Annotated in this window: 19 protein-coding genes and 3 pseudogenes; 13 read left to right on the top strand and 9 right to left on the bottom strand. The window is 69.1% G+C overall.

Annotated elements, in window-relative coordinates; genetic code table 11:
- The first annotated feature begins 152 nt into the window (after window positions 1-152).
- Both ACFY3C_RS29355 and ACFY3C_RS29360 read left to right on the top strand, forming a co-directional pair.
- Window positions 153-2096, top strand: a complete 1944-nt coding sequence (locus ACFY3C_RS29355) for a protease pro-enzyme activation domain-containing protein (RefSeq protein WP_390772869.1) — start codon at window positions 153-155, stop codon at window positions 2094-2096.
- 108 nt (window positions 2097-2204) lie between these two features.
- Window positions 2205-4244, top strand: coding sequence for an NAD(+) synthase (locus ACFY3C_RS29360; protein WP_390772870.1), 2040 nt, complete (start codon window positions 2205-2207; stop codon window positions 4242-4244).
- A gap of 12 nt (window positions 4245-4256) precedes the next feature.
- Here ACFY3C_RS29360 and ACFY3C_RS29365 read toward each other — a convergent pair whose 3' ends face one another.
- Complete coding sequence (locus tag ACFY3C_RS29365) at window positions 4257-4457, bottom strand: DUF397 domain-containing protein (RefSeq protein WP_390772871.1); 201 nt, start codon at window positions 4455-4457, stop codon at window positions 4257-4259.
- Window positions 4429-5292, bottom strand: a pseudogene (locus ACFY3C_RS29370) (Scr1 family TA system antitoxin-like transcriptional regulator). The gene ACFY3C_RS29365 and the pseudogene ACFY3C_RS29370 overlap by 29 nt, the downstream one beginning before the upstream one ends.
- Before the next feature lie 115 nt (window positions 5293-5407).
- Between ACFY3C_RS29370 and ACFY3C_RS29375 the strand changes: the two are divergent.
- Window positions 5408-5833, top strand: coding sequence for an ATP-binding protein (locus ACFY3C_RS29375; protein WP_390772872.1), 426 nt, complete (start codon window positions 5408-5410; stop codon window positions 5831-5833).
- A 137-nt stretch (window positions 5834-5970) separates the two neighbouring features.
- Here ACFY3C_RS29375 and ACFY3C_RS29380 read toward each other — a convergent pair whose 3' ends face one another.
- Window positions 5971-6774, bottom strand: a complete 804-nt coding sequence (locus tag ACFY3C_RS29380; protein WP_390772873.1) for a HEAT repeat domain-containing protein — start codon at window positions 6772-6774, stop codon at window positions 5971-5973.
- Between the two features lie 909 nt (window positions 6775-7683).
- On the opposite strand from ACFY3C_RS29380, the gene ACFY3C_RS29385 reads away from it, so the two are divergent.
- The 8 genes and pseudogenes from ACFY3C_RS29385 (at window position 7684) to ACFY3C_RS29420 (ending at window position 15250) form a co-directional block, all read left to right on the top strand.
- Window positions 7684-11991, top strand: coding sequence for a ricin-type beta-trefoil lectin domain protein (locus tag ACFY3C_RS29385; RefSeq protein ID WP_390772874.1), 4308 nt, complete (start codon window positions 7684-7686; stop codon window positions 11989-11991).
- 68 nt (window positions 11992-12059) lie between these two features.
- Entirely contained in the window at window positions 12060-12515 is a 456-nt protein-coding gene (locus tag ACFY3C_RS29390) for a hypothetical protein (protein ID WP_390772875.1), read from the top strand.
- A 95-nt stretch (window positions 12516-12610) separates the two neighbouring features.
- Window positions 12611-13315, top strand: a complete 705-nt coding sequence (locus ACFY3C_RS29395) for a hypothetical protein (RefSeq protein ID WP_390772876.1) — start codon at window positions 12611-12613, stop codon at window positions 13313-13315.
- Window positions 13316-13504: 189 nt separating this feature from the next.
- Entirely contained in the window at window positions 13505-14044 is a 540-nt protein-coding gene (locus ACFY3C_RS29400) for a winged helix-turn-helix domain-containing protein (RefSeq protein WP_390772877.1), read from the top strand.
- Window positions 14041-14569: pseudogene (locus ACFY3C_RS29405) on the top strand (transposase). Before ACFY3C_RS29400 ends, ACFY3C_RS29405 begins: the two are co-directional and overlap by 4 nt.
- Window positions 14566-14828, top strand: a pseudogene (locus ACFY3C_RS29410) (hypothetical protein); the annotation flags it as partial. The pseudogenes ACFY3C_RS29405 and ACFY3C_RS29410, both read left to right, overlap by 4 nt.
- Window positions 14829-14869: 41 nt before the next feature.
- Window positions 14870-15010, top strand: coding sequence for a hypothetical protein (locus tag ACFY3C_RS29415; protein ID WP_390772878.1), 141 nt, complete (start codon window positions 14870-14872; stop codon window positions 15008-15010).
- A 12-nt stretch (window positions 15011-15022) separates the two neighbouring features.
- Window positions 15023-15250, top strand: a complete 228-nt coding sequence (locus ACFY3C_RS29420; RefSeq protein WP_390772879.1) for a hypothetical protein — start codon at window positions 15023-15025, stop codon at window positions 15248-15250.
- Window positions 15251-15569: 319 nt separating this feature from the next.
- On the opposite strand, the gene ACFY3C_RS29425 is transcribed toward ACFY3C_RS29420, so the two are convergent.
- Together ACFY3C_RS29425 and ACFY3C_RS29430 are read right to left on the bottom strand one after the other, a co-directional pair.
- Window positions 15570-16127, bottom strand: coding sequence for a hypothetical protein (locus ACFY3C_RS29425; protein ID WP_390772880.1), 558 nt, complete (start codon window positions 16125-16127; stop codon window positions 15570-15572).
- Window positions 16128-16221: 94 nt separating this feature from the next.
- Entirely contained in the window at window positions 16222-17193 is a 972-nt protein-coding gene (locus tag ACFY3C_RS29430) for a DUF5937 family protein (RefSeq protein ID WP_390772881.1), read from the bottom strand.
- 104 nt (window positions 17194-17297) lie between these two features.
- Here ACFY3C_RS29430 and ACFY3C_RS29435 point away from each other — a divergent pair, with 104 nt between their 5' ends.
- On the top strand, window positions 17298-18158 hold the full coding sequence (locus ACFY3C_RS29435; RefSeq protein WP_390772882.1) for an alpha/beta fold hydrolase: 861 nt from the start codon (window positions 17298-17300) through the stop codon (window positions 18156-18158).
- Window position 18159: 1 nt separating this feature from the next.
- Here the strand turns inward: ACFY3C_RS29435 and ACFY3C_RS29440 are convergent, their stop codons facing one another.
- The 4 genes from ACFY3C_RS29440 to ACFY3C_RS29455 form a co-directional block, all read right to left on the bottom strand.
- Window positions 18160-19374 (bottom strand): MFS transporter, encoded by a 1215-nt coding sequence (locus tag ACFY3C_RS29440; protein ID WP_390772883.1) that lies wholly within the window; start codon window positions 19372-19374, stop codon window positions 18160-18162.
- A gap of 97 nt (window positions 19375-19471) precedes the next feature.
- On the bottom strand, window positions 19472-20440 hold the full coding sequence (locus ACFY3C_RS29445; RefSeq protein WP_390772966.1) for an endonuclease/exonuclease/phosphatase family protein: 969 nt from the start codon (window positions 20438-20440) through the stop codon (window positions 19472-19474).
- A 269-nt stretch (window positions 20441-20709) separates the two neighbouring features.
- Window positions 20710-21339 (bottom strand): TetR/AcrR family transcriptional regulator, encoded by a 630-nt coding sequence (locus ACFY3C_RS29450; protein ID WP_386572414.1) that lies wholly within the window; start codon window positions 21337-21339, stop codon window positions 20710-20712.
- Window positions 21340-21413: 74 nt separating this feature from the next.
- Entirely contained in the window at window positions 21414-23000 is a 1587-nt protein-coding gene (locus tag ACFY3C_RS29455; protein WP_390772884.1) for an MFS transporter, read from the bottom strand.
- A 219-nt stretch (window positions 23001-23219) separates the two neighbouring features.
- Between ACFY3C_RS29455 and panB the strand changes: the two genes are divergently transcribed.
- Window positions 23220-24086 (top strand): 3-methyl-2-oxobutanoate hydroxymethyltransferase, encoded by an 867-nt coding sequence (gene panB / locus ACFY3C_RS29460; RefSeq protein WP_386572412.1) that lies wholly within the window; start codon window positions 23220-23222, stop codon window positions 24084-24086.
- Window positions 24087-24179 lie beyond the last annotated feature (93 nt).

The following is a 24179-nucleotide window of genomic DNA, read 5'->3' on the forward strand; positions in this document are numbered from 1 at the left end:
TTGACCTTTGCGTTCCCCTGGCATGAACGGTTCATCGAAAGAGTGGCCCCCATCGTGTGATCCCTTCGCGGGCCGACGCCGCCGCGGGCCGGTGTGCGGATCCACGACGTACCGACCACTACATGCATGCGAACCGCATCGCAGGGGGTTCTATGAGATCCAACCGCGCCAAGGTGCGCGCCGGCGTGAGCATGGCAGCGACACTGCCCATGATCGCCGGAGCGCTGGCGTTCGGTATATCCGCGGCGCACGCCGCGGACACCCCGGCCCGTGACGCACTGGCGGGCACCAAGCCCGCGTGGGCCACGGCCAAGGCGGACAAGGGTGCCACCGCAGACAACGCCCAGGTCAAGGCCCGCGTGTACCTGGCCGGCCGGGACCGGGCCGGACTCGCCGCCTACGCGAAGGCCGTGTCCGACCCCAGCTCGCCGCAGTACGGCAAGTACCTGAGCGCCAAGAAGGCGCAGGCCCGCTTCGGGGCCACCAAGGCCCAGGTTGCCGCGGTCAAGTCCTGGCTGAAGGCCGCCGGGCTCCAGGTCACCGAGGTCACCTCGCACTACGTCGCCGTCTCCGGTGACGTCGCCGCCGCCGAGAAGGCGTTCGGCACCCAGCTGCACAACTTCACCAAGGGGTCGAAGACCTACCGCGCCCCGGCGAAGACCGCCTCGGCGCCGGCCGGTCTGCAGGGCGCCGTGCTGACCGTCACCGGTCTGGACAACGCCCCGCACAAGTCGACCCACGACGACCAGCTGCCGCCCCCGGACGCCGTGTTCAAGAACTCCGGGCCGTTCTCCTCGTACTTCGGCTCGAACATCGCGACCACGCTGCCGGACGCGTACGGCGGGAAGATCCCGTACGCGATCAAGGGCTACACCGGCAAGCAGCTGCGTGCCGCCTACGGCGCGGGCGACTACACCGGCAAGAACGTGCGCATCGCGATCACCGACGCGTACGCCTCGCCGACCATCGCCTTCGACGCGGGCAAGTACGCACTGAAGAACGGTGACGCGGCCTGGAAGACCGGTCAGCTGCACCAGGTGCTGCCGAAGAACTACACCAAGACCAAGGAGTGCGGCGCGGCCGGCTGGTACGGCGAGGAGACCCTCGACGTCGAGGCCGTGCACGCGGTCGCGCCGGCCGCCGACGTCACCTACGTGGGCGCCGCGTCCTGCTACGACGACGACCTGCTGGACTCGCTCAGCAAGATCGTCGACAACCACCTGGCCGACATCGTCTCCAACTCCTGGGGCGACATCGAGGCCAACCAGACGCCGGACCTCGCGGCCGCCTACGACCAGGTCTTCCAGCTGGGCGCGGTCCAGGGCATCGGCTTCTACTTCTCCTCCGGTGACGACGGCGACCAGGTCGCCAACACCGGTACGAAGCAGGTCGACACCCCGGCCAACTCGGCGTGGGTGACCGCGGTCGGCGGTACCTCGCTGGCCGTCGGCAAGGGCGACACGTACCAGTGGGAGACCGGCTGGGGCACCCAGAAGGCGACCCTGTCGGCGGACGGCAAGAGCTGGACGAACTTCCCCGGCGCGTTCACCTCGGGCGCGGGCGGCGGCACCAGCAAGACCGTGGCGCAGCCGTACTACCAGAAGAACGTCGTCCCGAAGGCGCTGGCCACGGCCAACAACGCCGCCGGCAACCGCGTCGTCCCGGACATCGCGGCCATCGCCGACCCGAACACCGGCTTCCTGGTCGGCCAGACCCAGACCTTCCCGGACGGCACCGAGCAGTACAGCGAGTACCGCATCGGCGGCACCTCGCTGGCCGCCCCGGTGATCGCCGCGGTCCAGGCCCTGGCCCAGGAGGCGCACGGCGGCAAGGCGCTCGGCTTCGCCAACCCGGCGATCTACGCCAAGTACGGCAAGACGGGCGTGTACCACGACGTCACGGACAACCCGACCGGCTCCGGCCTGGCGGTGGCCCGTATCGACTTCGTGAACGGCCTCGACGCCTCCGGCGGCCTCGCGACCTCGGTCCGCAGCCTCGGCAAGGACAGCTCGCTGTCCGCGGTGAAGGGCTACGACGACGTCACCGGCGTGGGCTCGCCCGCGGGCGGCTACGTCCAGTCGTACCGCCGTCACTGATCCGCTGACGCGGTAGGGGCGCTCTGACCGGCTGACGCCGTAGGGGGGCGTGGGGTACACAACACCCCACGCCCCCCATCGCGTCGCTCTGACGATTACACTGGGCCAGTGCCTCCGTTGAACTTCTGGTCGATCTATCAGCATGGCTTCGCACGCGTCGCCGCGTGTACGGGTCACACCGTCATCGCGGACCCGCATGCCAACGCCGAAGCGGTCCTGCGCCACGCACGCCGGTGCGCCGAGGAGGGCGTCGCCGTCGCCGTCTTCCCGGAGATGGTGCTGTGTGGCTACTCGATCGAGGACCTGCTGCTGCAGGACGCGCTGCTCGACCAGGTCGAGGAGGGGCTCAGCGAGGTGGTGGCCGGGTCGGCGGAGCTGCTGCCGGTCCTGGTCGTCGGTGCCCCGCTGCGCCACCGCAACCGGATCTACAACTGCGCGGTCATCGTGCACCGCGGCCGGATCCTCGGTGTGGTCCCCAAGTCGTACCCGCCGAACTACCGGGAGTTCTACGAGCGCCGGCAGATCGGCGACGGCGCCGACGAGCGCGGCGGTTCGATCCGCGTCGGCGGCGAGGCAGTCCCCTTCGGCGTGGATCTGCTGTTCGCGGCGGAGGACGTCCCCGGTCTCGTACTGCACGCGGAGATCTGCGAGGACATGTGGGTGCCGGTGCCGCCCAGCGCGGAGGCGGCCCTCGCCGGTGCGACCGTCCTCGTCAATCTCTCGGGCAGCCCGATCACGGTCGGGCGGGCCGAGGACCGCAAGCTGCTGTGCCGCTCGGCGTCCTCCCGCTGCATCGCCGCGTACGTCTACGCGGCGGCCGGCCTCGGCGAGTCGACCACCGACCTGTCCTGGGACGGCCAGGCCATGGTCTACGAGAACGGCGCGCTGCTGGCCGAGACCGAGCGGTTCCCGCTCGGCGACAGTTACGCGGTGGCCGACGTGGACCTCGACCTGCTGCGGCAGGAGCGGCAGCGGACGGGCACGTTCGACGACAACCGCCGTACCCATTCGGCACGGACGAGCGACTTCCGGACGGTCGGGTTCGAGCTCGACCCGCCGCTCACCGACCTGGGGTTGCGCCGCCGCCTGGAGCGCTTCCCGTTCGTGCCGGCCGACCCCGACCGCCTCGCCCTGGACTGCTACGAGGCGTACAACATCCAGGTCGAGGGCCTCCAGCAGCGCCTCGCGGCGATCGGCGGCCCGAAGGTGGTCATCGGGGTGTCCGGCGGCCTGGACTCCACGCACGCGCTGATCGTCGCCGCCCGCGCGATGGACCGCGCGGGCCGCCCGCGCAGCGACATCCTGGCCTGGACGCTGCCCGGCTTCGCCACCAGCGACCACACCAAGGACAACGCCCACAAGCTGATGAACTCGCTCGGCGTCACCGCGGCCGAGCTGGACATCACGCCGACCGCACGGCTGATGCTGCAGGAGATGGGTCACCCGTTCGCCTCCGGCGAGCCGGTGTACGACGTCACCTTCGAGAACGTGCAGGCGGGTCTGCGCACGGACTATCTCTTCCGGCTGGCCAACCAGCGCGGCGGCATCGTCCTCGGCACCGGCGACCTGTCGGAACTCGCCCTCGGCTGGTCCACGTACGGCGTGGGCGACCAGATGAGCCACTACAACGTCAACGGCGGGGTACCGAAGACTCTGATCCAGCACCTCATCCGCTGGGTCATCAGCAGCGGCCAGTTCGACGAGGAGACCGGCAAGACGCTCGCCGCGATCCTCGACACCGAGATCAGCCCGGAGCTGGTGCCGGGTGAGGAGATGCAGTCGACGGAGTCGAAGATCGGGCCGTACGCGCTGCACGACTTCACACTGTTCTACGTGCTCCGGTACGGCTTCAGGCCGTCGAAGATCGCCTTCCTGGCGTGGCACGCCTGGCACGACGCGGAGGGCGGTGCCTGGCCGCCGGGCTTCCCGGATGCCAAGCGGGTGGCGTACGACCTGCCGGAGATCCGACGCTGGCTGGAGGTCTTCTGCCGCCGCTTCTTCGGATTCGCGCAGTTCAAGCGGTCGGCGATGCCGAACGGGCCGAAGGTCTCGGCCGGCGGTTCGCTCTCCCCGCGGGGTGACTGGCGTGCGCCGTCGGACAGTTCGGCACGGGCGTGGTTGCGGGACCTTGAGCGCTTCGACCTTTGAGTAGCCCCCGGGTCAGCCCTTGAGCGAGGCGACGAAGGGGGCCCAAGCAGTAGCGCTGAGGATTAGGGCAGGGGCATGGGGGGTCTTGGAGTCGCGGACGGGGACGAGTCCGGGGATGCTGTGGGCGACTTCGACGCATTCCCCGCCGTCCCCGTTGCTGTAGCTGCTCTTGAACCAGAGCGCGTCACTCAAGTCGATCCGGTTGCTTGCCATTTCGGTAATCCTCTGCCGCTGCCTTGATCATGTCGAGGGACGTGTCTGGTGACAGCGCGACGGCCCTGAGCCGATCGTATGCCTTGCGGTACTGCTTCACGAGGGCCGGATCGTCGATGGTGTCACCGCTGTAGGACGCCTCGGTGTAGATCAGCGGCGGCGCGTCCGGGAAGGTCATCACCATGATGGAGGCGGCCATCATGGGATACGCACCGCACGTCCGCGGAACGATCTGCGGAGTGATCCGGCGCCGCTAGGCCAACTCCACGACCCGGTCCAACTGTTCGGCCGCCTCCAGCGGAGGAAGGATCGGGTCCGCGATCAGCGACTCGTGCAGGACCGCCCAGTACTCCGGGGTGGAGTGATCCTCCTCGAAGAGGCGGGCGCGAGCGAGTCGGGCCGTCACCTTCTCCTCGACCCACTCGTCGGAGGCCGCCGGGTGGGCCGACCGGACAAGCGTCCGAGCGTACGGGGCGGTCTGGAGCAGCCCGGGGAAGATGATGGGTGACCACAGCTCAATGGACTCCGCGTACTTCTCCGCCTCCAGGGCCTTCTCGAAGTAGGCGGCATGCGGCCCCCTCCGCGCCTTCCGCACATCCTCACAGTGCCGCTCGAAGAACCCATCGGTGTTGAGCACGCGGTCCGCATGCCGGGCCAAATCGAGCGGCATCCTCCGTTCCCCGTGCTCGATGTCACTGAGGTACGTCTTGCCGTAGAAGCTGCCCTCAAGGAACACCTCCAACGACATCCCCGCCGCCTCCCGCTTCCACCGCAACTCCTTGCCGTAGAAGGTCGGGACGCTCATCGAGCCGTCGATGTCCTTGCGCCGTGCCATGGTTCACCTTCCGCTGCCCCGGTCGCGAACGCGAAGCCCCTTCCACCGTACCGACCCCGACGACGCTCTGTGAGGCATTCGTCACGCAACACACAGAAACAGGAAGACCCCACCCATGCCCGACCGCTCCCCCACGGAACTCGACCTGCTCGCCACGCCGAAGGCCGTACCGGAGCTGCGCCACCACCTCCGCGCACGCGACTTCGAAGTCCGCTTGTGCGCAACGGAGTTACTGACGAACGTGATCGACCACCTCGGCGAGGGCACCCCAGTGACGGTCCGCGTCACCGCCACGCCCCACGGCCACACCCGCGTCGAGGTCACCGACCCCGACCCGCGGGCTCTGCCAGTACTCCTGTCCGCCGCCGGGATGGCCGAGTCCGGCCGTGGCCTGGCCCTCATCGAGGCGCTGGCCCATCGGTGGGGCGTGACCCCGGAGGCGGACCGCAAGACGGTCTGGTGCGAACTGACCGGGCCGGCGGACGGTGACTCAGAGCAAGATCATCAGACTCGGCGCCGATTGCCCGCCCCAGGACGCTGATGGCCTGATGACACCGGAAGAGGCCGAATCAGCACGGAAACTGCTGCTGACGATGGATGAAGCGCCACCGTTCCCGGACCTCTGAGGGGAGTCGCACGCTCACGGACTGTACAGTCCCCCCTCTCGGCCGACCTGGGTCAATCGTCGTCGCTGACTACCTCCACGGCCTCCCTGACATCCCGGTCGGGGTCGTCCGCGAGGCCCTGCAGCAGCTGGGCGACACCCGGGGTGGACCAGCCGCCGACCGCCCACACCAGCGCCTCCCGCACCCCGGGATCGGGGTGGGCAGCCAGGTGGGCAAGTTGGGCGAGCGGGCCCCGGCGCCGCATGCCGAACCAGTGCAGGGACTCCCGCAACACGGCGGGGTCTCCCGGGTCGCCGGCCGCCGCGACCCTCGCGAGCAGCACCCTCGCCGGTGGCGGCGGGCCGTCCAGCGGATGCGGCAACCGCTCGCGCAGGCGCCGCGCCCCGTACCCACCGCGCACCCGGCATCCGAAACAGGTGCAGGGGGGCACACCATGCGCGTCGGGCAGGTACCGCCAGCCCACCACCTGCGGTGCGGTACGGATCCGGTGCACTTCGCGCGGCCCGATCGCCCGGGGCACGAAGACCTCCCACCCGCGCGGGTCCTCCAGCACCGCGATCCGCCGCACCGCCTCGGCTGCGGACACGGCGGCCTGGGTGCCCCGCCTCCGGTCCGCGTACCGCCCGACCAACACCTCCTGGCCGTCGCCCAACCGCACATGCACGGCGACAAGCCCTCCCCGACTGCCGAAACGGGCCAGCTCACGCAGCCATTGGTGAGTGAGCGTGTACGACGCCAGCACCGGGAAGCAGAACACCCCGCGCCCACCGCCCTGTCCGTGACTGACGGCACGGATCCCGGACCGCCGGATGCGCGGCGCGTTCGCCGCCGACGTCAAGTGCACGAACATCGCCATGGGCGGCATGCTAGGTGCCCGGTCCAGTTCGTGCAGTGCCTCAACTCAGCAGCGAGCGCAGCCGCAAGACGGTCTCGTGCGAGCTGGCCGAACCGGGGCAGCGGTCGGCCACGCAGAACGAGAAAGCCGTTGGCGCACCCAGGCAGGGTCGGGGTTGCCGTGGGGCCGGCCGACCACGACCACGGTCGACACGGTCGAAGGCTATCGCCCGGCCGAAGACAGCCCTCAGACCCGGCAGTGCGAACACATCGGGATCGAAAATCGGTCGTCTTGATCACCCATCGCACCGCCGCCAGCCGCCCAAACACACAGCAGCCTCACAGAAAAAACACAGATGGCCTACGGGCGGGCACCCCCTTCCAACAGGCTGACCTGCCGAAAGGTTCACGCCATCAGGTCATCACACGAAAGTGAACACCTGTACGAGTACACATGTGTGTGCGTAGAGTGCCGACGTGCACCGGCGGAGCCTGACCACTCCGTACGCGCACATCAGTCAGCGACCGGGGGAACGCCGTCGCTCACGGGGAGGGGTTGCATCGCCATGCCGTCGCACCGGCCATCCGCGTGCGTGAGCCCGGCCAGGGACCTGCGCTTCTGAGTCTCCGTGAGAGTCCTTGCAATTCACTGCTCTGCGGAGCATCGGCCGATCAACCGGCGCATACACACTCTGAAGAAAGTGATGCTCCGTTGCCTTCCCGACCAGGAAGATCGCTCATACCAACGCCAGGACGTTCAGGACTACTTGCCCGAATCATTCTTCTGCTGACCGCAGTTGCGGTCGTCGCCGGCCTTGCTGTCAGGCCCGACCTCGCCGGCCTCTCGGACCAGGACGATGCACGCCTCGTGGGAGATTCCTACGACGGCTATGACACCAAAGCCGCTGAACAGTTGCGCGGGGATCAGTGCGTGGCTGTCGATGCCCTGCGCAAGGGCGGACCGAACCTGTTCGCCCTGGCTCAGGGCGCCGTCGGGCTGCCGTCCGACCAGCTCCACCAGAAGCTGAACCGGGACCTGAACGACGTCAAGACCCCCCTGCACCAGGCCTTCGACGCCGACGAAGCCAACAGCGGCCAATGGCAGAAGAAGGTCGAAGACCAAGGACAGGCGTGGAGCAACGCTGTCAGTGGCCTGGATGCCTACCCCGGCGCGCCGCAGGGAGCGAACAAGATCTACGACAAGATCGGGCTGCTTCCGTGGATCTACCAGACATGGGGCCGGGGCATCGACCTGTTCTCGCCCTTCTACGAACCGTCTCCCACTGCTGACGACAGCACGAAGGCTGCCGCGGTCGCGATCGGTGACCAGCTGTACACCACTGGGGGGACACCGGAGGAGCAGCAGGCATGGGCGCTGTGGAAGAAGAACTCCGGGAAGATCGAACCCAACCAGTTGTTCGTTCCCAGGGTGTTCGCCGATGACGCCCGCATCTTCCTGTCCTCAGGCGGCTTCCCCCGCACCGCTCCGGCCCCGGACACCCCGGAGTTCCGCGTCGCGGTCGAGGACCTGAAGGCCCGCTTCGCCGCGTGCGCGTGGCACGACCCGATCGACCCGGACCGGGTTCTCGGCAAGGAAGTTGCCCAGGCGTCCACCGAGTGGCAGCAGGAGATCGCTTCGCAGGCCACGCAGCGACAGCAGATCCTCGCCGCCAACGTCACCGCCACCAAGGCGTTGCAGGACGGCACGTTCGCCCTGGGCAAGCTCCTGGGCCAGTCGTGGATCGCGGACTACTCCACCCGCTGGCTGGACCACTACACCGAGGGCGGCATCAACTGGATCGGTGACGCCCCGCTGGAGATCCAGGTGGAGGCGGCCAAGGGCAAGTGTCTCGACGTCCAGGGATCCGGGAAGGCCAACGGCACCCCGGTGCAGATCTACACCTGCAACGGCAGCAGCGCCCAGAAGTGGCAGCTGTGGGGGGTCTACGACGGCCACTACACCCTCCTGAACGTCAACGCGCAGAAGTGCCTTGAGGTGCTGAACGGCGCCAGTGCCAACGGCACGAAGATCCAGATCCGGGACTGCGGCAGCAGCAAGGCACAGCAGTGGACGTTCAACGTCCGCGCCGCGGACGAACTGCGCAACATCGCCACGGACAAGTGTCTGAACCTGGCCGCGTTCGACAACGGCAAAGACGCCCAGCTGAACACGTGCAACGGCTCCAACGCACAGAAGCTCCGCATCGTCCCCAAGGGCCACACCGGCAGCGCGCCGTCGAAGGCCGACGTGGACAAGGCCAAGGCGAACGTCACAAGTGCGCAGTCGGAGGCGAAGAAGCAGCTCGCCGCCGTCAAGGCACAGCTCGCCACGGCGCAGAAGGCCGCCACGACGTCGGACGCGGCCATCCAGGCCGCCTACGGCATCGCCGACACCAACGGCGCGCCCCGGGGCCGTGGTCTGCTGGTCGGCCAGCAGAAGGACCAGGTCACCAAGGGTTCGGTCGCCGCACTGCAGGCGATGGAGAAGGCCGCCGAGACCGCCGAGGCCGCCACTCGCGCCTCCGCCGGCGACACCCAGACCATCACGCAGCGCGCCCTGGCCCAAGCCGCCCAGACGAAGGCGGAGTTCCGCAAGGAGGCCGCCAAGGCGGCCGAGTGGCAGGCGAAGGCCGCCGCCGACGCGGCGAAGATCCACCGGGACAACGCCAAGAAGGACAAGGAGACCGCCGAGGCCAAGCTCGCCGACGCCCTGAAGGCCGAGGGCGATGCGAAGGCGGCCGCCGCCGACGCCCACGCCAAGCGACTCGCCGCCGAGGCCGAGGAGAAGACGGCCAAGGCGGAGAAGGAGAACGCCGCCGCCAGCCGGGCCGAGGCCGCCGATCACCGCAAGAACGCCGAGTCCCAGGCGACGAAGGCGAAGGACGCCAAGGACAAGGCCGAGGCCGCCGAGAAGACCGCCGAGGGCAAGCGGGACGACGCGGTCAAGGCGAGCGACCACGCCAAGTCCATGCGCGACGACGCCTGGGACGCCGAGCAGAAGGCCGACGCGGCCCGCGCCAAGGCCGACGCCAAGGACGCCTACGCCGACTCCCTGGACTCCGGCGATGCGGCCGACGCCGCCCGTACCGCGGCCAACGAGGCGGACAAGCACGCCGACGACGCCGAAGCCGCGGCGAAGAGGGCTCGCTCCGAGGCCGACGCCGCCACCCAGGCGGCAGCCGATGCGGATGCCGCAGCCACCCGCGCCGAGGCGGCCGCCAAGCGGGCCCGCTCCGACGCGGACGCCGCCCAGGCGGCGAAGCTGAAGGCGGACGCGGCGGTGAAGACCGCGACCAGCGCGGTGGCGGACGCCATCAAGGCCTCCCAGGACGCCTCCGCCGAGGCCAAGACCGCGGTCAAACTGGCCAACGAGGCCGAAGCGCACGCCAAGGACGCCAAGACTCAGGCGGACGGCGCCAACGCGGAGGCCGCCAAGGCACTCGCCGCCTCGGCGAAGGCCGCGGGCTACGCCCATGTCACCGCCCAGGCGGCCGTGGACGCCGGTGAAGCGGCCAAGCAGGTCGCCAACCCGGCCAACGACGCGATCCAGCTCGGCTCCCCCTACGTCGATACCGACTCGGCCGCCGGCCTGGTCGTGCTGACCGGACAGGCGTCGAAGACCATCGCCGAGCAGCAGCAGGCGGTCGCCGACGCGCACGCCAAGAACGCGGCGGCCGAGGCCCAGGCGGCCAAGAACCTCGCCGACCAGGCCAAGGGCGACGCCAAGGAGGCCTACCAGCACGCGGCCAACGCCGCCCAGTACGCGGCCGATGCCCGCACCTACTCCAAGGAGGCCCTCGGCTACGCCGCCGACGCCGCCAAGGCTGCCTCAGCGGCCTCCGCGTCCCTGGCCCGCACCGTCGAGTACGACAAACAGGCCGCCGAGGACGCCGCAGCCGCCGACAAGGCGGCCGGACGCGCCGAGGGCTACGCCAAGGACGCCCGCGACTCCGCCGACGCCGCCGAACTCGACGCCGAAGCAGCCCGCTCCGCCGCCACCCAGGCCGAACAGGACGCCAAGGACGCCCGCGCCGCCGCCGACCGCGCCGACGCCGCCGCCACCGAAGCCGAACAGGCCGCCAAGGACGCCGACAAATACGCCAAGGAAGCCCAGGACGCCGCCGACAGGACGGAAAAGGCGGAGGCCAATAAGGAGGCATCCAAGGGGTCCGGTACGGGCATTCCCGGTGTGTTCGCCGTCCCGGACGAGTCCACCGTGGAGATCGTCAGCTCCAAGCAGCACGGAACGTGCCCCGGGATGCCGGAAGCAGCCATCAAGGGCTGCGACGCTACGTTCGACCTGGTCGTCAACTACGAGGCCGACTTCTACCTGTGCACGGATGACAAGGCGCAGGCCACCGCGGATGGCTGCCCGAAGTCGGCGTGGCAGTTCCTTCAGCGTACGACGCTGAAGAACGTCAAGATCGACAACTGGCAGCACCACTTCTCCGGCAAGGACATCGTCCGCGCCGGATGGCAGAGCCTCTTCGGTGACGTGGCCGGATCGATCCTGTTCTCCTTCTTCGCCGAAGACATGATGGACTGCCTCCACGGCAGCGCCAGCGGCTGCGCCTGGGCCTACGCGACCTACGTCCCACTAGAAGGCGCACTCAGCGAAATCAGCAACGCGGTCAAGGCGCTCGACGCCGCTGCCAGGACCGGGATCGGTTACGCGGACGCCTGGAAGGCGCTACGCGGCCTCGGACTCTCCGAGGTCGCCCTCGAGGGCATCGGTGCGAAGATTCTCAGGACCTTCGTCGGGACATGTCTCGGGAAGAAACCCCTCCGTGCGGCGATCGCGAGCAACGGTGCTCCATGTGAGGGGATAATCGCCTACGGCAGCACCGATCTGTCTCTCATGGCGTACAAGGCGAGGAAGGCGGCCGGGATCAGCTCCGGCCGGAATGTCGCAGTCGCGAGGGTTCCTGGCTGGAATGATCCGAAGACCGGTGATCTTGTGGTCGGTTTCAGCAAGGGCGGCGGGTACCACTCGGAGAACCACATCCTGGACCAGTTGAAGGCTAAGAACTTCAGTCCGAAACAGATCAAGGAGCTCTACAGCGAGCGAACCCCCTGCGCTGCGTGCGAACCCATCCTTCAGAAGGAACTCGAACCGGGAACGTCGATCTCCTGGTCCCTGCCCGACGGACCTGGCTCCGGCAACCTCCTCTACGCGTTGATCCAGAAGTTCGAGGGGCGAGCACTCCGCCGGTCCACTGAGCAGCCCGTGGAGCAGTAGCGCTATTCAGACTGGGGTGGGCATCCCAGCGATGCCCACCCCAGCCCTGCAGGAGAAGGAGAAACACCATGTCCGAGTACGGTTTTACCCGCGCATCCGAGGACGTTATCGCCATACGGAACGAACTGGCCGATCAGGTGATCCAGGCGCTCCGGCATGCTGGTCTGCCCGCCTTCCGCGAGGGAGAGAAGGAAACGGCGGACCGGGCGGGCGCGTTGGTCCACGTCGAGCCGGACGCTGATGTCGGCTCTGCGCCCGTGTCCGTGGGATGGAGATGCGGTCCTGCCATGATGCAGACGGCTGTCGAAAGCCTCGCCTCCGGCAATCCTGACGCGCCGGTCGTACGGTATCCCGGGACAATCGGTCAGCACATGCAGAGTGCACTGGTCAGAATTCTGCTGTCCGCGGGGATCATCGCCACCTTGGAAAACGACACGATGAATCCGGATCACGTCCTGGTGTTCGGGTTGTTCTCCGACCTCCCACCTGGACTGAGGCCAGCGTTCGTGCGACCGGGAGTTTAGCCTCGATCTTTCATGCGGGGCCGTCAGATTGCTGAAGCACCTCCCTCTTTGGTGAGTATTGGTCGGGGTTTACGGAGTCTGGTGGAAGGGTGATCTTGACTGAGGAGAAGGATCTCGAGAACGGGTACCTGGAGGACGTCTACGTGACGGACATCGGGCTGACCTGGGTCGCCTCACGGTGGAGCCTGGTGGACATGTTCAACCGGGAGCCGGACCGCCACACCCGCGAGGACGGACCCGTCGCGGAGTGGCTCGGCTTGGCGGAACTGGCGGTCGACGAGTTCGACCGGTCCAGGGCCGTGCAGTTGGGCCAGGACATCCAGCGGCTCCTGCGGCCCCCGCTCCCGGACGACACGATCCGCACGGCATGGCTCGGGGCGGCCCACGGCCTCTTCGACCCGGCCGAGTACGGCATCAGCGCCCGTACCTGGCTGCAGCGCACCGAAGAGGCCTGGCTGTCCCGAGTGCGCCGGGACGATCCCGCGTTCGTTCCTCCGCCGCCAAAGCCGGTGGTGGACGAGGAACTGAGGCGGGCCGTCCTCCAGTTGATCCACCCATCCGCGGAGCACCTCGGCCGCGCCGCAGAGAACCCTCCGTTCGGCACTCCGGTGACCGGGCTGGTCCCCGCGCTGGAGCGGGTGGTCACCGAGTCGTGCGCGGACCTTGGATATCGGCTGTTCCTGCGTGCGATGAAGGCGTACCACGTACCGGCCGACAAGCCGAGCCTCGTCGCCCTCGGTGAGCGGTTCGGCTACCCGTATTGGGTGGTACGTGAAGGCCTCAACGACCGACCTGCCTGACACTGAGGCACAGGGGGAGGGCGGGAGAACGAATCCGCCCGCCCCTGTGGCATATCCGCGCCCCTACGTCGACCTCACCCGTGCCGAAAGGAGCGCGCTGCGCGACAAGACGCCGCTGCCGCTACTGACCTTCAATGTGTGATGTCGGCAGTGGCTGACGGTCCTTGATCCCTGCGGTATGCCCACTGCATGAGGTATGCGCAAGGGGGCGGGCTGACCGACGAGCGGCGGGCCTTCCGCGAGAGGCTGAGGATGGAGGCGTCCGAGCGGTTCGCCTTGGGCGACGAGAACGCGGTCATCGCGCACGAGCTGCGTGTCAGCGTCCGGTCGGTCCAGCGCTGGCGCAAGGCCTGGTCCCAGCGCGGGCCGAGAGCCCTGGCCTCCAAGGGGCGGGCGTCGTTGCCGTTGCTCAGTGACGAGCTGTTCGCCGTGCTGGAGCAGGAGCTGGCCAAGGGGCCGGTAGCGCACGGCTGGCCGGACCAGACCTGGACCCTGTCACGGATCAGGACGCTTATCGGGCGTCGGTTCCACAAGAGCTACACCGTCCAAGGTATTGCCGCGCTGCTCAAGCGGCATGGCTGGAGCTGCCAGGTGCCGGCCCGCCGGGCGGTGGAGCGCGACGAGGCGGCGGTGGCCGGGTGGGTGAAGGAGACCTGGCCGAGCGTGGAAGGACCGTGGCGACGCTCGGGGCCTGGCTCGTCTTCGAGGACGAGGCCGGTTTCTCGATGACGCCGCCTACCGCCCGCACCTGGTCCCGCCGCGGCCACACTCCCGTCGTGCGCGTGCGGGGCCGCTCCCGCCGCCGGTTATCCGTCGCCGCCCTGGCCTGCTACAAACCCGGCGAACGCTCCCGGCTGATCTACCTGCCCTGCCCGGACGTCCGGCCCGACGGACGCAAAAGCTTCTCCTGGAAGGACTACCCGCGACCTGATCCAGACCGCACACCAGCAGCTCGGCGGCCCGATCGTGCTGGTCTGGGACAACTTGAACACCCACCTGACGGCCGGGATGCGCCGTTACATCGCCGAACGCGACTGGCTCACCGTCTACCAACTCCCGCCCTACGCACCGGACCTCAATCCGGTCGAGGGCGTCTGGTCGGTGCTGCGGCGCACCACCACGGCCAACCGCGCATTCGCCGACCCGCAAGACCTGATCATCGCCGTCCGGCGGGGCTTACGCCAGCTCCAGTACCGCCACGACGTCCTCGACGGCTGTCTCACCGGCACCGGACTCGTGCCCGCCCCACGATGACGACATCACGCATTGAAGGTCAGTAACCGCTGAAGAGGTCGAGAAGCTGCGCGGCCTCGGCGACGTCATCGACCTCGACGAGGTGCGGGACATCTGCCTCCCGCTCTCCCGCCTCCTCAACCTCTACGTCGGCGCCACGGACGGCCTCAGAGGCGCCCTGAACACCTTCCTCGGCGAGCAGGGCTCCCAGTCCGGTATGACCGGAGTCTGGGAAGTCCCGAATGAAAGCGTCGCCCGACAGGCACGGAAGTTGCTCGCAAGCCAGAACATCATCAACATCAGAGTGAGGATCGCCTCACCGTGATCACCACGAAGTACGCACTCGCAAAAGCCGTTGTGGACTTGATCATCTCGATTGAGCTCACGGTCGGAGAAGACCTTCCCCACGACGTTGCTGCCGGCATTGCAGAGCCGGTCGTCACGGGGCTGCCGAGGCACTGATAGAACTCCGCCATGACCTATCGGTTCGTTGCACGTGCGGCTGGCGCAGAGATAGACCCTGACGGTGACTTCGTCGAGGCCGGTGTTGCAGAAGGGGAGGACGGCAGCGGCTTCGTCATGTTGTTCATGTGCGACGGCCAGGAGCCGGACGACCAGGAGGTGTCACTCGGGATGGACACGCATTGCCTGGTCACAGCCAACCAGGGCACGGCGTACGGATGCTGCGGTCGGCGGTGTTGAACGGGAACGTCCTGCGCGTCTCCCTGGAACCCTCGGCGCTGGCGGCTCTTGGCCTGGACGACACGGAGATCGAGGCGGTCCTTGAAGCGCCGGCCGAGGACATCGCCAGGTTCCGTGAGGTCCTTCCTCAAGTGTTGGCTTACGGCCGGGAGAATGCACGACCAGTACCTGTCGAGGTCTGACGCTCTGCGCCTGCGGCAAGTCGCCGGTGGCAGATGAGGGCGGGTGCGATACCGGCGAAGGCAGACCCCAAGCCGACTCCGGGCCGCACTACACCTCACCGCGATCCTCATGTGGACCCGACACTGATCGCCAACCGCTAGGACAGTGGCCGACCGCCAAGGCCCGTCCGGCTGACGGCGCGAGGCGAGAAGGTGATCGGACCTATCCAGCCCTGGCGGATGAGAGCGATCTGTGACGGCAGCGGTGACACGGGGTCGAGGACCCTTCCACGGGACCAGTTCTCGAACAGTCCCTCGGTCGTCTCGACCGCGGACACCACCATGGTCACTTTCAGCTTCCCGTCACTCCAGGTGTTCCACAGAGCCCAGCCCTCAGGCCGGGGCTCGACACCGATTCGCGCGCATACCTCCTCGTAACCTTCCTCCATGCCGGCCGGCATGGCCCCAGGCTTCAGCACCGAGGCTCCCACGAGTCGCACCAGGGGCCGGTCCTCCTCCAGGCGGCCGTCGCCATCGAAGTGGTAGTGACGCAGAGCCCGAGAAAGCGCGTTCACGCTGCGCTGGAGCGCTGTCGCATCTTCCGGGTCTTCCTGGCACGAAAGCCATCCTTCGCTCGATGCTTCCAACTCGACGCGGCTGGCGAGGCGTTCGATCTCCTGGAGGTAATCCAGATCACTGAGCTTTGGCGAGGTCATGACCCGAAGTGTCACACCAGGCCAGTCGACACCAACACAGGTTATCCATCCGGGCCACAGCACCATGCGCAGCGCAGGCTTCGGGAGACAGGCCCTAGCCGGCCGGGTCCGGCGGATCCAGCAAGCGCGTCGCCCGTTCCGTACGCAGATGCAGCGCCGTACGGCCCCTGCGCTGCGTCGTCACCAGCCCCGCCCCCCGCAGGGCCCCCAGATGCTGGGACACCGCGCTCGGGGTGACGCCCAGGCGGTCGGCCAGGGTCGCTGTCGTCAGGGGTTCGGCCAGGGCGGTGAGGAGGGCCGTCCTGGTGCGACCCAGGACCGGGACGAGGCCCGCCAGGGTCGGCGGGGGCGGTTCCCAGAGCAGGCCGACGCCCACGGCCGGGTAGCGGATCGACGCGGCGGTGAGCGGTGACTTGTCGACGCCCACGTGCGGCCAGTTGAAGACACTGGGCAGCAGGACCAGGCCGTGCCTGCCCGTGTCCACCGTCCAGACCGCGTGCGGGGTGCGCCGGCCGTGCACCACCAACTGGCCGCCGTCCCACGCGATGTCCCGGTGCAGTTCGGCGAAGAGCGCCTGGACCCCGCCGTCCACCAGGGTGAGCGCGCGCCTGCCGATGTCGGCCTCCAGAACCGCCCGCATCCGGCCCCAGTGCGGAGCAATCAACAGTTCGTGGCAGCGGTGCAGCGCTGCGGCGAGCCGCGGCAGTACCGCCTCCGGCTCGGGAGTCTCCTCCTGCGGGATGCCCAGGACCGCCGCGTACTCGCGCCGGAAGAAGGCGTCCTCCGTGGCCCGCAGCACCTCCAGCTCCGCCGCCATCGACGGCAGCCGCTCCTGCGGCACCGGGAACAGGAACGACGGCAGCGGCCCGGCGATCAGCGCCCGCAGCAGCGGCAGTTCACGCTCATCCGCCAACAGCGGCCGCTCCCCGCGCACCCACGGCTCGTGCACCGCGTGGCCACCCGTACCGAGCAGGATCCGCAGCGCCAGCACCGTCTCACCCAGCGGCGAGAGAGCGAACCGTACCTTCGCGACCGAGGCTGCGGTGAACCGGACCTCTACCGCCATACCGGCATACCGCCATCCGTTCCGCCTCCCGCCCCGTCATCCCCATCATGTAGCTGGAGCTAAACGATAGTCGGGCGCCCATCGCCAACCCCAGACTGCCCGCCATGGACTTGGACTTCTTCACCTCGTACGACGGCACGAAGCTCGCCTACCACGCGACCGGCGACGGCCCCGCCCTCATCTGCCTGCCCGGCGGGCCGATGCAGGACTCCGCCTATCTCGGCGACCTCGGCGGCCTCACCGCCCACCGTCGGCTGATCCGGCTGGACCTGCGCGGCACCGGGCGGTCGGCACGGCCCGAGGACTCCACCACCTACCGCTGCGACCGCCTCGTCGACGACGTGGAGGCCCTGCGCCGCCATCTCGGCCTCGACCGGATCGATCTGCTCGCCCACTCGGCCGGCGCGAACCTGGCCGTGTCGTACGTGAGCCGCCACCCGGAACGGGTCGGCAGGCTCGCGCTCATCACGCCGAGCATCCTGGCCGTCGGTGTCGCCATCGACGGAGAGGACCGGCTCCGGGCCGCGCGGCTGCGCAGCGACGAACCCTGGTTTCCGGAGGCGTTCGCGGCCCTTGAGGCGGTCGTCGCCGGGCAGGGTACAGCCACGTCCTGGCAGGCCGTCGCCCCCTTCTGGTACGGCCGCTGGGACGACGCGGCCCGCGCCCACCAGGCTGCGCAGGACGAACAGCGCAACGCCGAGGCTGCCGCCGCCTACGCGGCCCCCGGTGCCTTCACCCCGGACACGACACGTGCGGCCCTGGCGCGCTTCCGGTCGCCGGTGCTGGTGCTCGCCGGGGAAGCCGACGTGGCGGGCCCACCCCGCGCGATGGCCGAGGTGGCCGGGCTCTTTCCCCACGGCCGACTGGTGATCCACCCTGGGACCGCCCATTTCCCGTGGCTGGACGACGGACCCCGTTTCGCGGCAACGGTCACGAACTTCCTGAACGAAACCGAGACCCTCTGAGTCAGTGCTGCAGCGCCCCCGCCTGCTCGGGTACGTGCGCAACGATGACGCGGCCCACCGAAACAACCTCCCGCCGCCGGTCCACCAGGTACGCCGCACTCGCCACACCCAGCCCAAGGACAGCCAGCGCCGCCCCGGCAACCGCAGGCGACGTAACTCCGAACCCCGCCGCCAACGCCAGCCCCCCGATCCAAGCGCCGCCGGCATTCGCCAGGTTGAACGCCGCCTGGTTGGCCGAGGAGGCGAGGGAGGGAGCCGCCGCGGCCTTCTCCATGACCATCAGCTGGAGCGGGGAGCCGGTGACGAACGCCGCCATGCCGAGCAGCGCCACGGCCAGGGCAGCGCTCCACTCCGCCCGCATCAGCACAGGGAAGAGCAGCAGTGCAGCCACCATCGAGGCGAGCCCACCGAACAGCGTGCCCCGCATCGAGTGGTCCGCCAGCCGGCCACCCAGCAGGTTGCCCGCCGTCGCGCCGACGCCGAACAGGGCGAGCAGCACCGTCACGCTGCCCTCGGCGAACCCGGCGGAGTCCGTCAGCATCGGGGTGACGTAGCTGTACGCCGCGAAGAGGGCGCCGAAGCCCGCCACCGTCGTGCCGAGGGCCAGCCAGACCGGCAGGGAGCGCAGGGCGGCCAGTTCGCCGCGCAGGCCCGTGGTGGGGGCGGCGGCGCGGTCGCGCGGGATCAGGAGGGCCAGCGAAGCTATCGCCGCGAGGCCGATCGCGCTCACGCCGAGGAACGTCGCCCGCCACCCCAGGTGCTGGCCCATCAGCGTGGCGACGGGAACGCCCACGACGTTGGCGACGGTCAGGCCGAGGAACATCAGGGAGACGGAGCGCGCCTTGCGCTCCGGCGGGACCATCGCCGTGGCCACCACCGCGCCCACGCCGAAGAAGGCGCCGTGCGGCAGGCCGCTGAGGAAGCGGGCGGCGAGCAGGGAGTCGTAGCCGGGGGCGAGCGCGGAGAGCGCGTTGCCCGCTACGAACAGGGCCATCAGAGAGATGAGCACCGTGCGGCGGGGCATCCGGGCGGTGAGCGCGGCCAGCAGCGGGGCGCCGATGACGACGCCCAGCGCGTACGCCGAGACCAGGTGCCCGGCGGTGGGGATCGAGATGTGCAGGTCGTCCGCGACGTCGGGCAGCAGGCCCATGATCACGAACTCGGTGGTACCGATACCGAAAGCGCCGACGGCCAGAGCGAGCAGGGCCAGGGGCATTGAGGGCCTGTGCCTTTCGAGGTAAGAGAGCGGGGTTCCGTCACCAGTTTATGTTCAGCTACGGAACAAAGTCTCTCAGGCCCAGTATTCCGGCCGGTTACGAGGACGTGTCCACCTTCACACGAGCAGCCACCGGGAGGTGGTCACTGTTCGTGCGGGGCAGCGTCCAGGAGCTCTCGGGCACGACGCCCTTGACCATGATCTGGTCGATCCGGGCCATCGGGAACGACGCCGGCCAGCTGAACCCGAAGCCGCTGCCCGCCGCGCCCTGGGTGGAGCGCAGCTGGGAGGTGACGTTCTTGAGCGAGCGGTCGTTCATCGTGCCGTTCAGGTCACCGAGCAGGACGACCCGCTGCAGGGGCTCGTGGGCGATGGCCTCGCCGAGCGCGTCGGCGCTCTTGTCCCGCTGCCGGGCGGTGAAACCGGCCTCCACCTTCACCCGCACCGAGGGGAGATGCGCGACGTAGACGGCGATCGGGCCCTTGGGGGTCGTCACGGTCGCGCGCATCGCGCGCTTCCAGCCGAGCTTGATGTCGACGTCCTCGACGTCGGTCATCGGGTACTTGCTCCACAGGCCGACCGTGCCGACGACCGAGTGGTACTTGTACGTGGACGCGAGCGCCTTCGCGTACACCGGGACGGCGGACGCGGGCAGTTCCTCCAGCGCCAGCAGGTCGGCCCCGGACGCGGCGACGTCCTGGGCGGTCGCGGCCGGGTCGGGGTTGTCGGCGTTCACGTTGTGGGTGGCCACCATCAGGTCGCCGCCGGCGGCCGTCCTGTCGGTGAGCAGTCCGCCGAAGAGGTTCAGCCACACGATCGCCGGGAGGAGGATCGTGAGCAGGGCGGTCGCCGACTTCCGGAGCACGCCGAGGACCAGCAGGACCGGGATGGCCAGGCCCAGCCAGGGCAGGAAGGTCTCCGTGAGGCTGCCCAGGTTGCCCACCCGGTTCGGGATGTGCGAGTGCAGCAGCAGCACCAGCGCGAGCAGCAGCGCGAGGACGGCGACGACGATGCCCCGGCGCCAGATGCGTGGATCGCCGCGCCAGCCGCCGAACAGGCGGTGCATCAGGCGCCGAAGCCGGGATCCCGGTCGCTCGGGCTCCGAGCCGCCGTTGTCCGTCTCCGTCATGTACGCCTGCTGCGCCATACCGTCTGCCTCACTGCCTGCCGTGCACACCGTCGTTCCCCTGCGTTCATCCGACCCTAGGGGATGATCGACCCTGATCCCGCCGTCCCATGACGGCCGTACGGAAGACGAGGACGAACGAGTCGGCGCCCGGGGTTCCGGTTACCCCCGGGAGCGGCGTGGTCTGTGACGAAACGTGCACATACGTGCTACGAGCCTGTCGAGCTGACGGGTCGTAGGCCTTCCAGGACGGTGTCGACGATCTGTTCCGCGAGTCCTTCGGGCAGGTCGTCGTCCGGGCGCATGACGGAGCGCACGAGCATGGGGCCCATGAACATGTCGTTGGCCAGCTCCAGGTCGACGTCCGCCCGCAGTTCGCCGCTCTGCCGTGCGCGGCGCAGCACTTCCAGGGAGAGGGCGCGCCGGGGCGCTATGACGTTGGCGTGGTACGCCGCCCAGATCTTGGGGCTGCTCTTCATCTGCGCGTACACGTTGTGCAGGATCGCCGACGAGCGGCTGGCGAGGCCGCGTTGGCGCAGGGACTCCAGCAGCACGACCAGGTCGTCGCGCAGGGAGGTGCCTGGGAGCACGGGGTCGGGGGGTTCGGCGGCGCGCACCACGTCGACGAACAGCTCCTCCTTTCCGCTCCAGCGGCGGTAGATGGTGGCCTTGCCGACCCCGGCCGTGCGCGCGACGCGCTCGATGGAGAGCTCGGCAAGGGGTACGCCGTCCTCCAGGAGCTTCACGACGCCCTCCAGGATGGCGCGTTCCACGGCCTCACTGCGCGGTCGGCCCCGCACGGGCCCGTCCGGCCGCGTCCGGCTGTCGGCAAGGCTCACTCGTCCGTCCTTTCACTGTGTTGCGGGAATTCTCCCGCAACAGCCTCCTTCCCCCGTGGATCCGTGGGTTTCGGTCAGTCCGCGGCTACGACCAACTCCTGCTCCTTCTTGCCCTCCTGGCCGACCGGCGGCTTGCCGGGCAGGAAGAGGACTGTCACCAGGGCGCCGACGAGCGCCACGCCCGTACCACACAGGGCGGTGACGTGCATGGCGTGCAGGAAGGCGTCGTTGGCGGGGGCGACGAGGGCCTTGCCCGGCCCGCCGAGCTTCTCGGCGACGCCGAGCGTGGCCTCGATGGACTCGCCGGCCGTGTCCCTGAGGCCGGGCGGCAGCAGGCCCAGCTTGCCCTCGATGCCGTTGCGGTACGAGGTGGAGAGCACCGAGCCGAGCACGGCGATACCGAGGGCGCCGCCGACCTGGCGGAAGGTGTTGCTGAGCGCGGAGGCGGAACCGGCCTTCTCGCGGGGCAGGGCCTGCATGATGACGACGGAGGTCGGCGTCATGATGTGCGCCATGCCGGTGCCCATGAGGAAGAAGACGACCTCCAGCACCCAGATCGGCGTGTCGGCCTCGAAGGAGGAGAACGCGGCCAGCGTCGCCGCGATCAGCACCAGGCCCGCGGTGGTCGTGGCCCTGTTGCCGAACCGGTCGACCAGCAGCCGGGCCCGCGGCGCGAAGATCAGCTGGGCGGCGGCCAGCGGGAGCAGCAGCAGACCGGACTGCAGCGGCGAGTAGCCGCGGACGCTCTGGGTGTAGAAGACGGAGAAGAAGGTCACGCCCATCAGCGCGAAGAAGACCAGCGCGATGGCGGCCATGGCGGCCGAGAAGACCTTGTTCTTGAAGTAGGTGACGTCCAGGGACGGGTGGTCGCTGCGCTTCTCGAAGATCACGAAGCCGGTGAGGACGGCGAGACCGGCGACGATGGTCGCCAGCACCTTGGCATCGGTGAAGTCGGCCAGCTCGCCGCCCTTGATGATGCCGTAGACCAGCAGGACCAGGCCGACGACGGACAGGACCACGCCGACGGGGTCGAGCCGGCCCGGCCGGGGGTCGCGCGAGTCGGGCACGAGCCACACCATCAGGGCGAGCGCGATGATCACGATCGGCACGTTGATCAGGAAGACCGAGCCCCACCAGAAGTGGTCGAGGAGGGCGCCGCCGGTGATCGGGCCGATGGCGATGGCGAGGCCGACACCGCCGGCCCAGATACCGATGGCCTTGGGCTGCTCCTCGCGCTCGAAGACGTTCATGAGCACGGCGAGGGTGGCGGGCATCACGAAGGCGGCACCGAGGGCCATCAGGGCACGGAAGGCGATCAGCTGGTCCGGGGAGCCGGACTCGGCGGCCAGGGCCGAGCCGATGCCGAACACGACGAGGCCGCCGAGCAGGACCTTCTTGCGGCCGAGGCGGTCGCCGATGAGGCCGGCGGTGAACAGCAGACCGGCGAAGACCAGGGTGTAGGCGTTGATCGCCCACTCGATCTCGCTCTGGGTGGCGCCGATGCCGGTGGGCGCCGGGGTGGAGATGGTCTTGATCGCGACGTTCAGGATCGAGTTGTCGAGCACCACGATGAGCAGGCTCAGCATCAGCACGCCGAGGATCGCCCATCGGCGCCGGTGTACCGCTTCCGGTATCCGGTAGGCAGGGACGGAACTTGTCATGTGTCCGAGCCTACGGCCATTTCAATACGGAACCGTCTCGTATCTTATTCCTTTACCGAGGCCTTACACAGCGGGGCCAGAGCGGGGCCATGGGGGTGATGTGACCCGCCGAAGGGATCACAGGGGGCTCCTCTGGCCCTCGCTGGCACGAGGTGCCACCATGGAAGCGATCCGGGGACGCCGTCAGGGCGCCTCGAGATGACTGAAGGAGCCGTTGCCATGACGCAGCTTTCGGCTGCCCAGAACAAGCCTTCCGACGGCAGCAAGGCGCTGTACGGGGGGAAGGGCACTCGCCGCATCACCGTCCGCGACATCGCCCTCGCCAAGGAACGCGGCGAGAAGTGGCCCATGCTCACCGCCTACGACGCGATGACCGCGTCCGTCTTCGACGAGGCCGGGATCCCGGTGATCCTGGTCGGCGACTCGGCGGGCAACTGTCACCTCGGGTACGAGACCACCGTGCCCGTCACCCTCGACGAGATGACCATGCTGTCGGCGGCCGTCGTACGCGGCACCCAGCGCTCCCTGATCGTGGGCGACCTGCCCTTCGGCTCGTACCAGGAGGGCCCGGTGCAGGCGCTGCGCTCGGCGACCCGGCTGGTGAAGGAGGCGGGCGTCGGAGCGGTCAAGCTGGAGGGCGGCGAGCGCTCGCACGAGCAGATCCGGCTCCTCGTCGAGTCCGGCATCCCGGTGATGGCGCACATCGGGCTGACCCCGCAGTCCGTCAACGCGATGGGCTACCGCGTGCAGGGGCGCGGCGAGGAGGCGGCGCAGCAGCTGCTGCGGGACGCGAAGGCCGTGCAGGACGCGGGCGCGTTCGCGGTGGTGCTGGAGCTGGTTCCGGCGGAGCTGGCGGCCGAGGTGACGCGGGTGCTGCACATTCCGACCGTGGGTATCGGCGCCGGGCCGGAGACGGACGCGCAGGTGCTGGTGTGGACCGACATGCTCGGGCTGACGTCCGGTCGTGTCCCCAAGTTCGTGAAGAAGTACGCGAACCTGCGTGAGGTCATGGGCAACGCGGTGAAGGAGTTCGCCGAGGACGTCGTCGGCGGTGCGTTCCCGCTGGAGGAGCACTCCGTCCACTAGCCAACTAGCCACTGCGGCAACACCCCGGACAGCCCGCCGATCATCCCCCGTCGGCGGGCTGTCCCTTTTTTGCGCCTAAACCGGCGCCGCTCT

Source organism: Streptomyces sp. NPDC001410, from assembly GCF_042895235.1.
Lineage (GTDB): Bacteria > Actinomycetota > Actinomycetes > Streptomycetales > Streptomycetaceae > Streptomyces.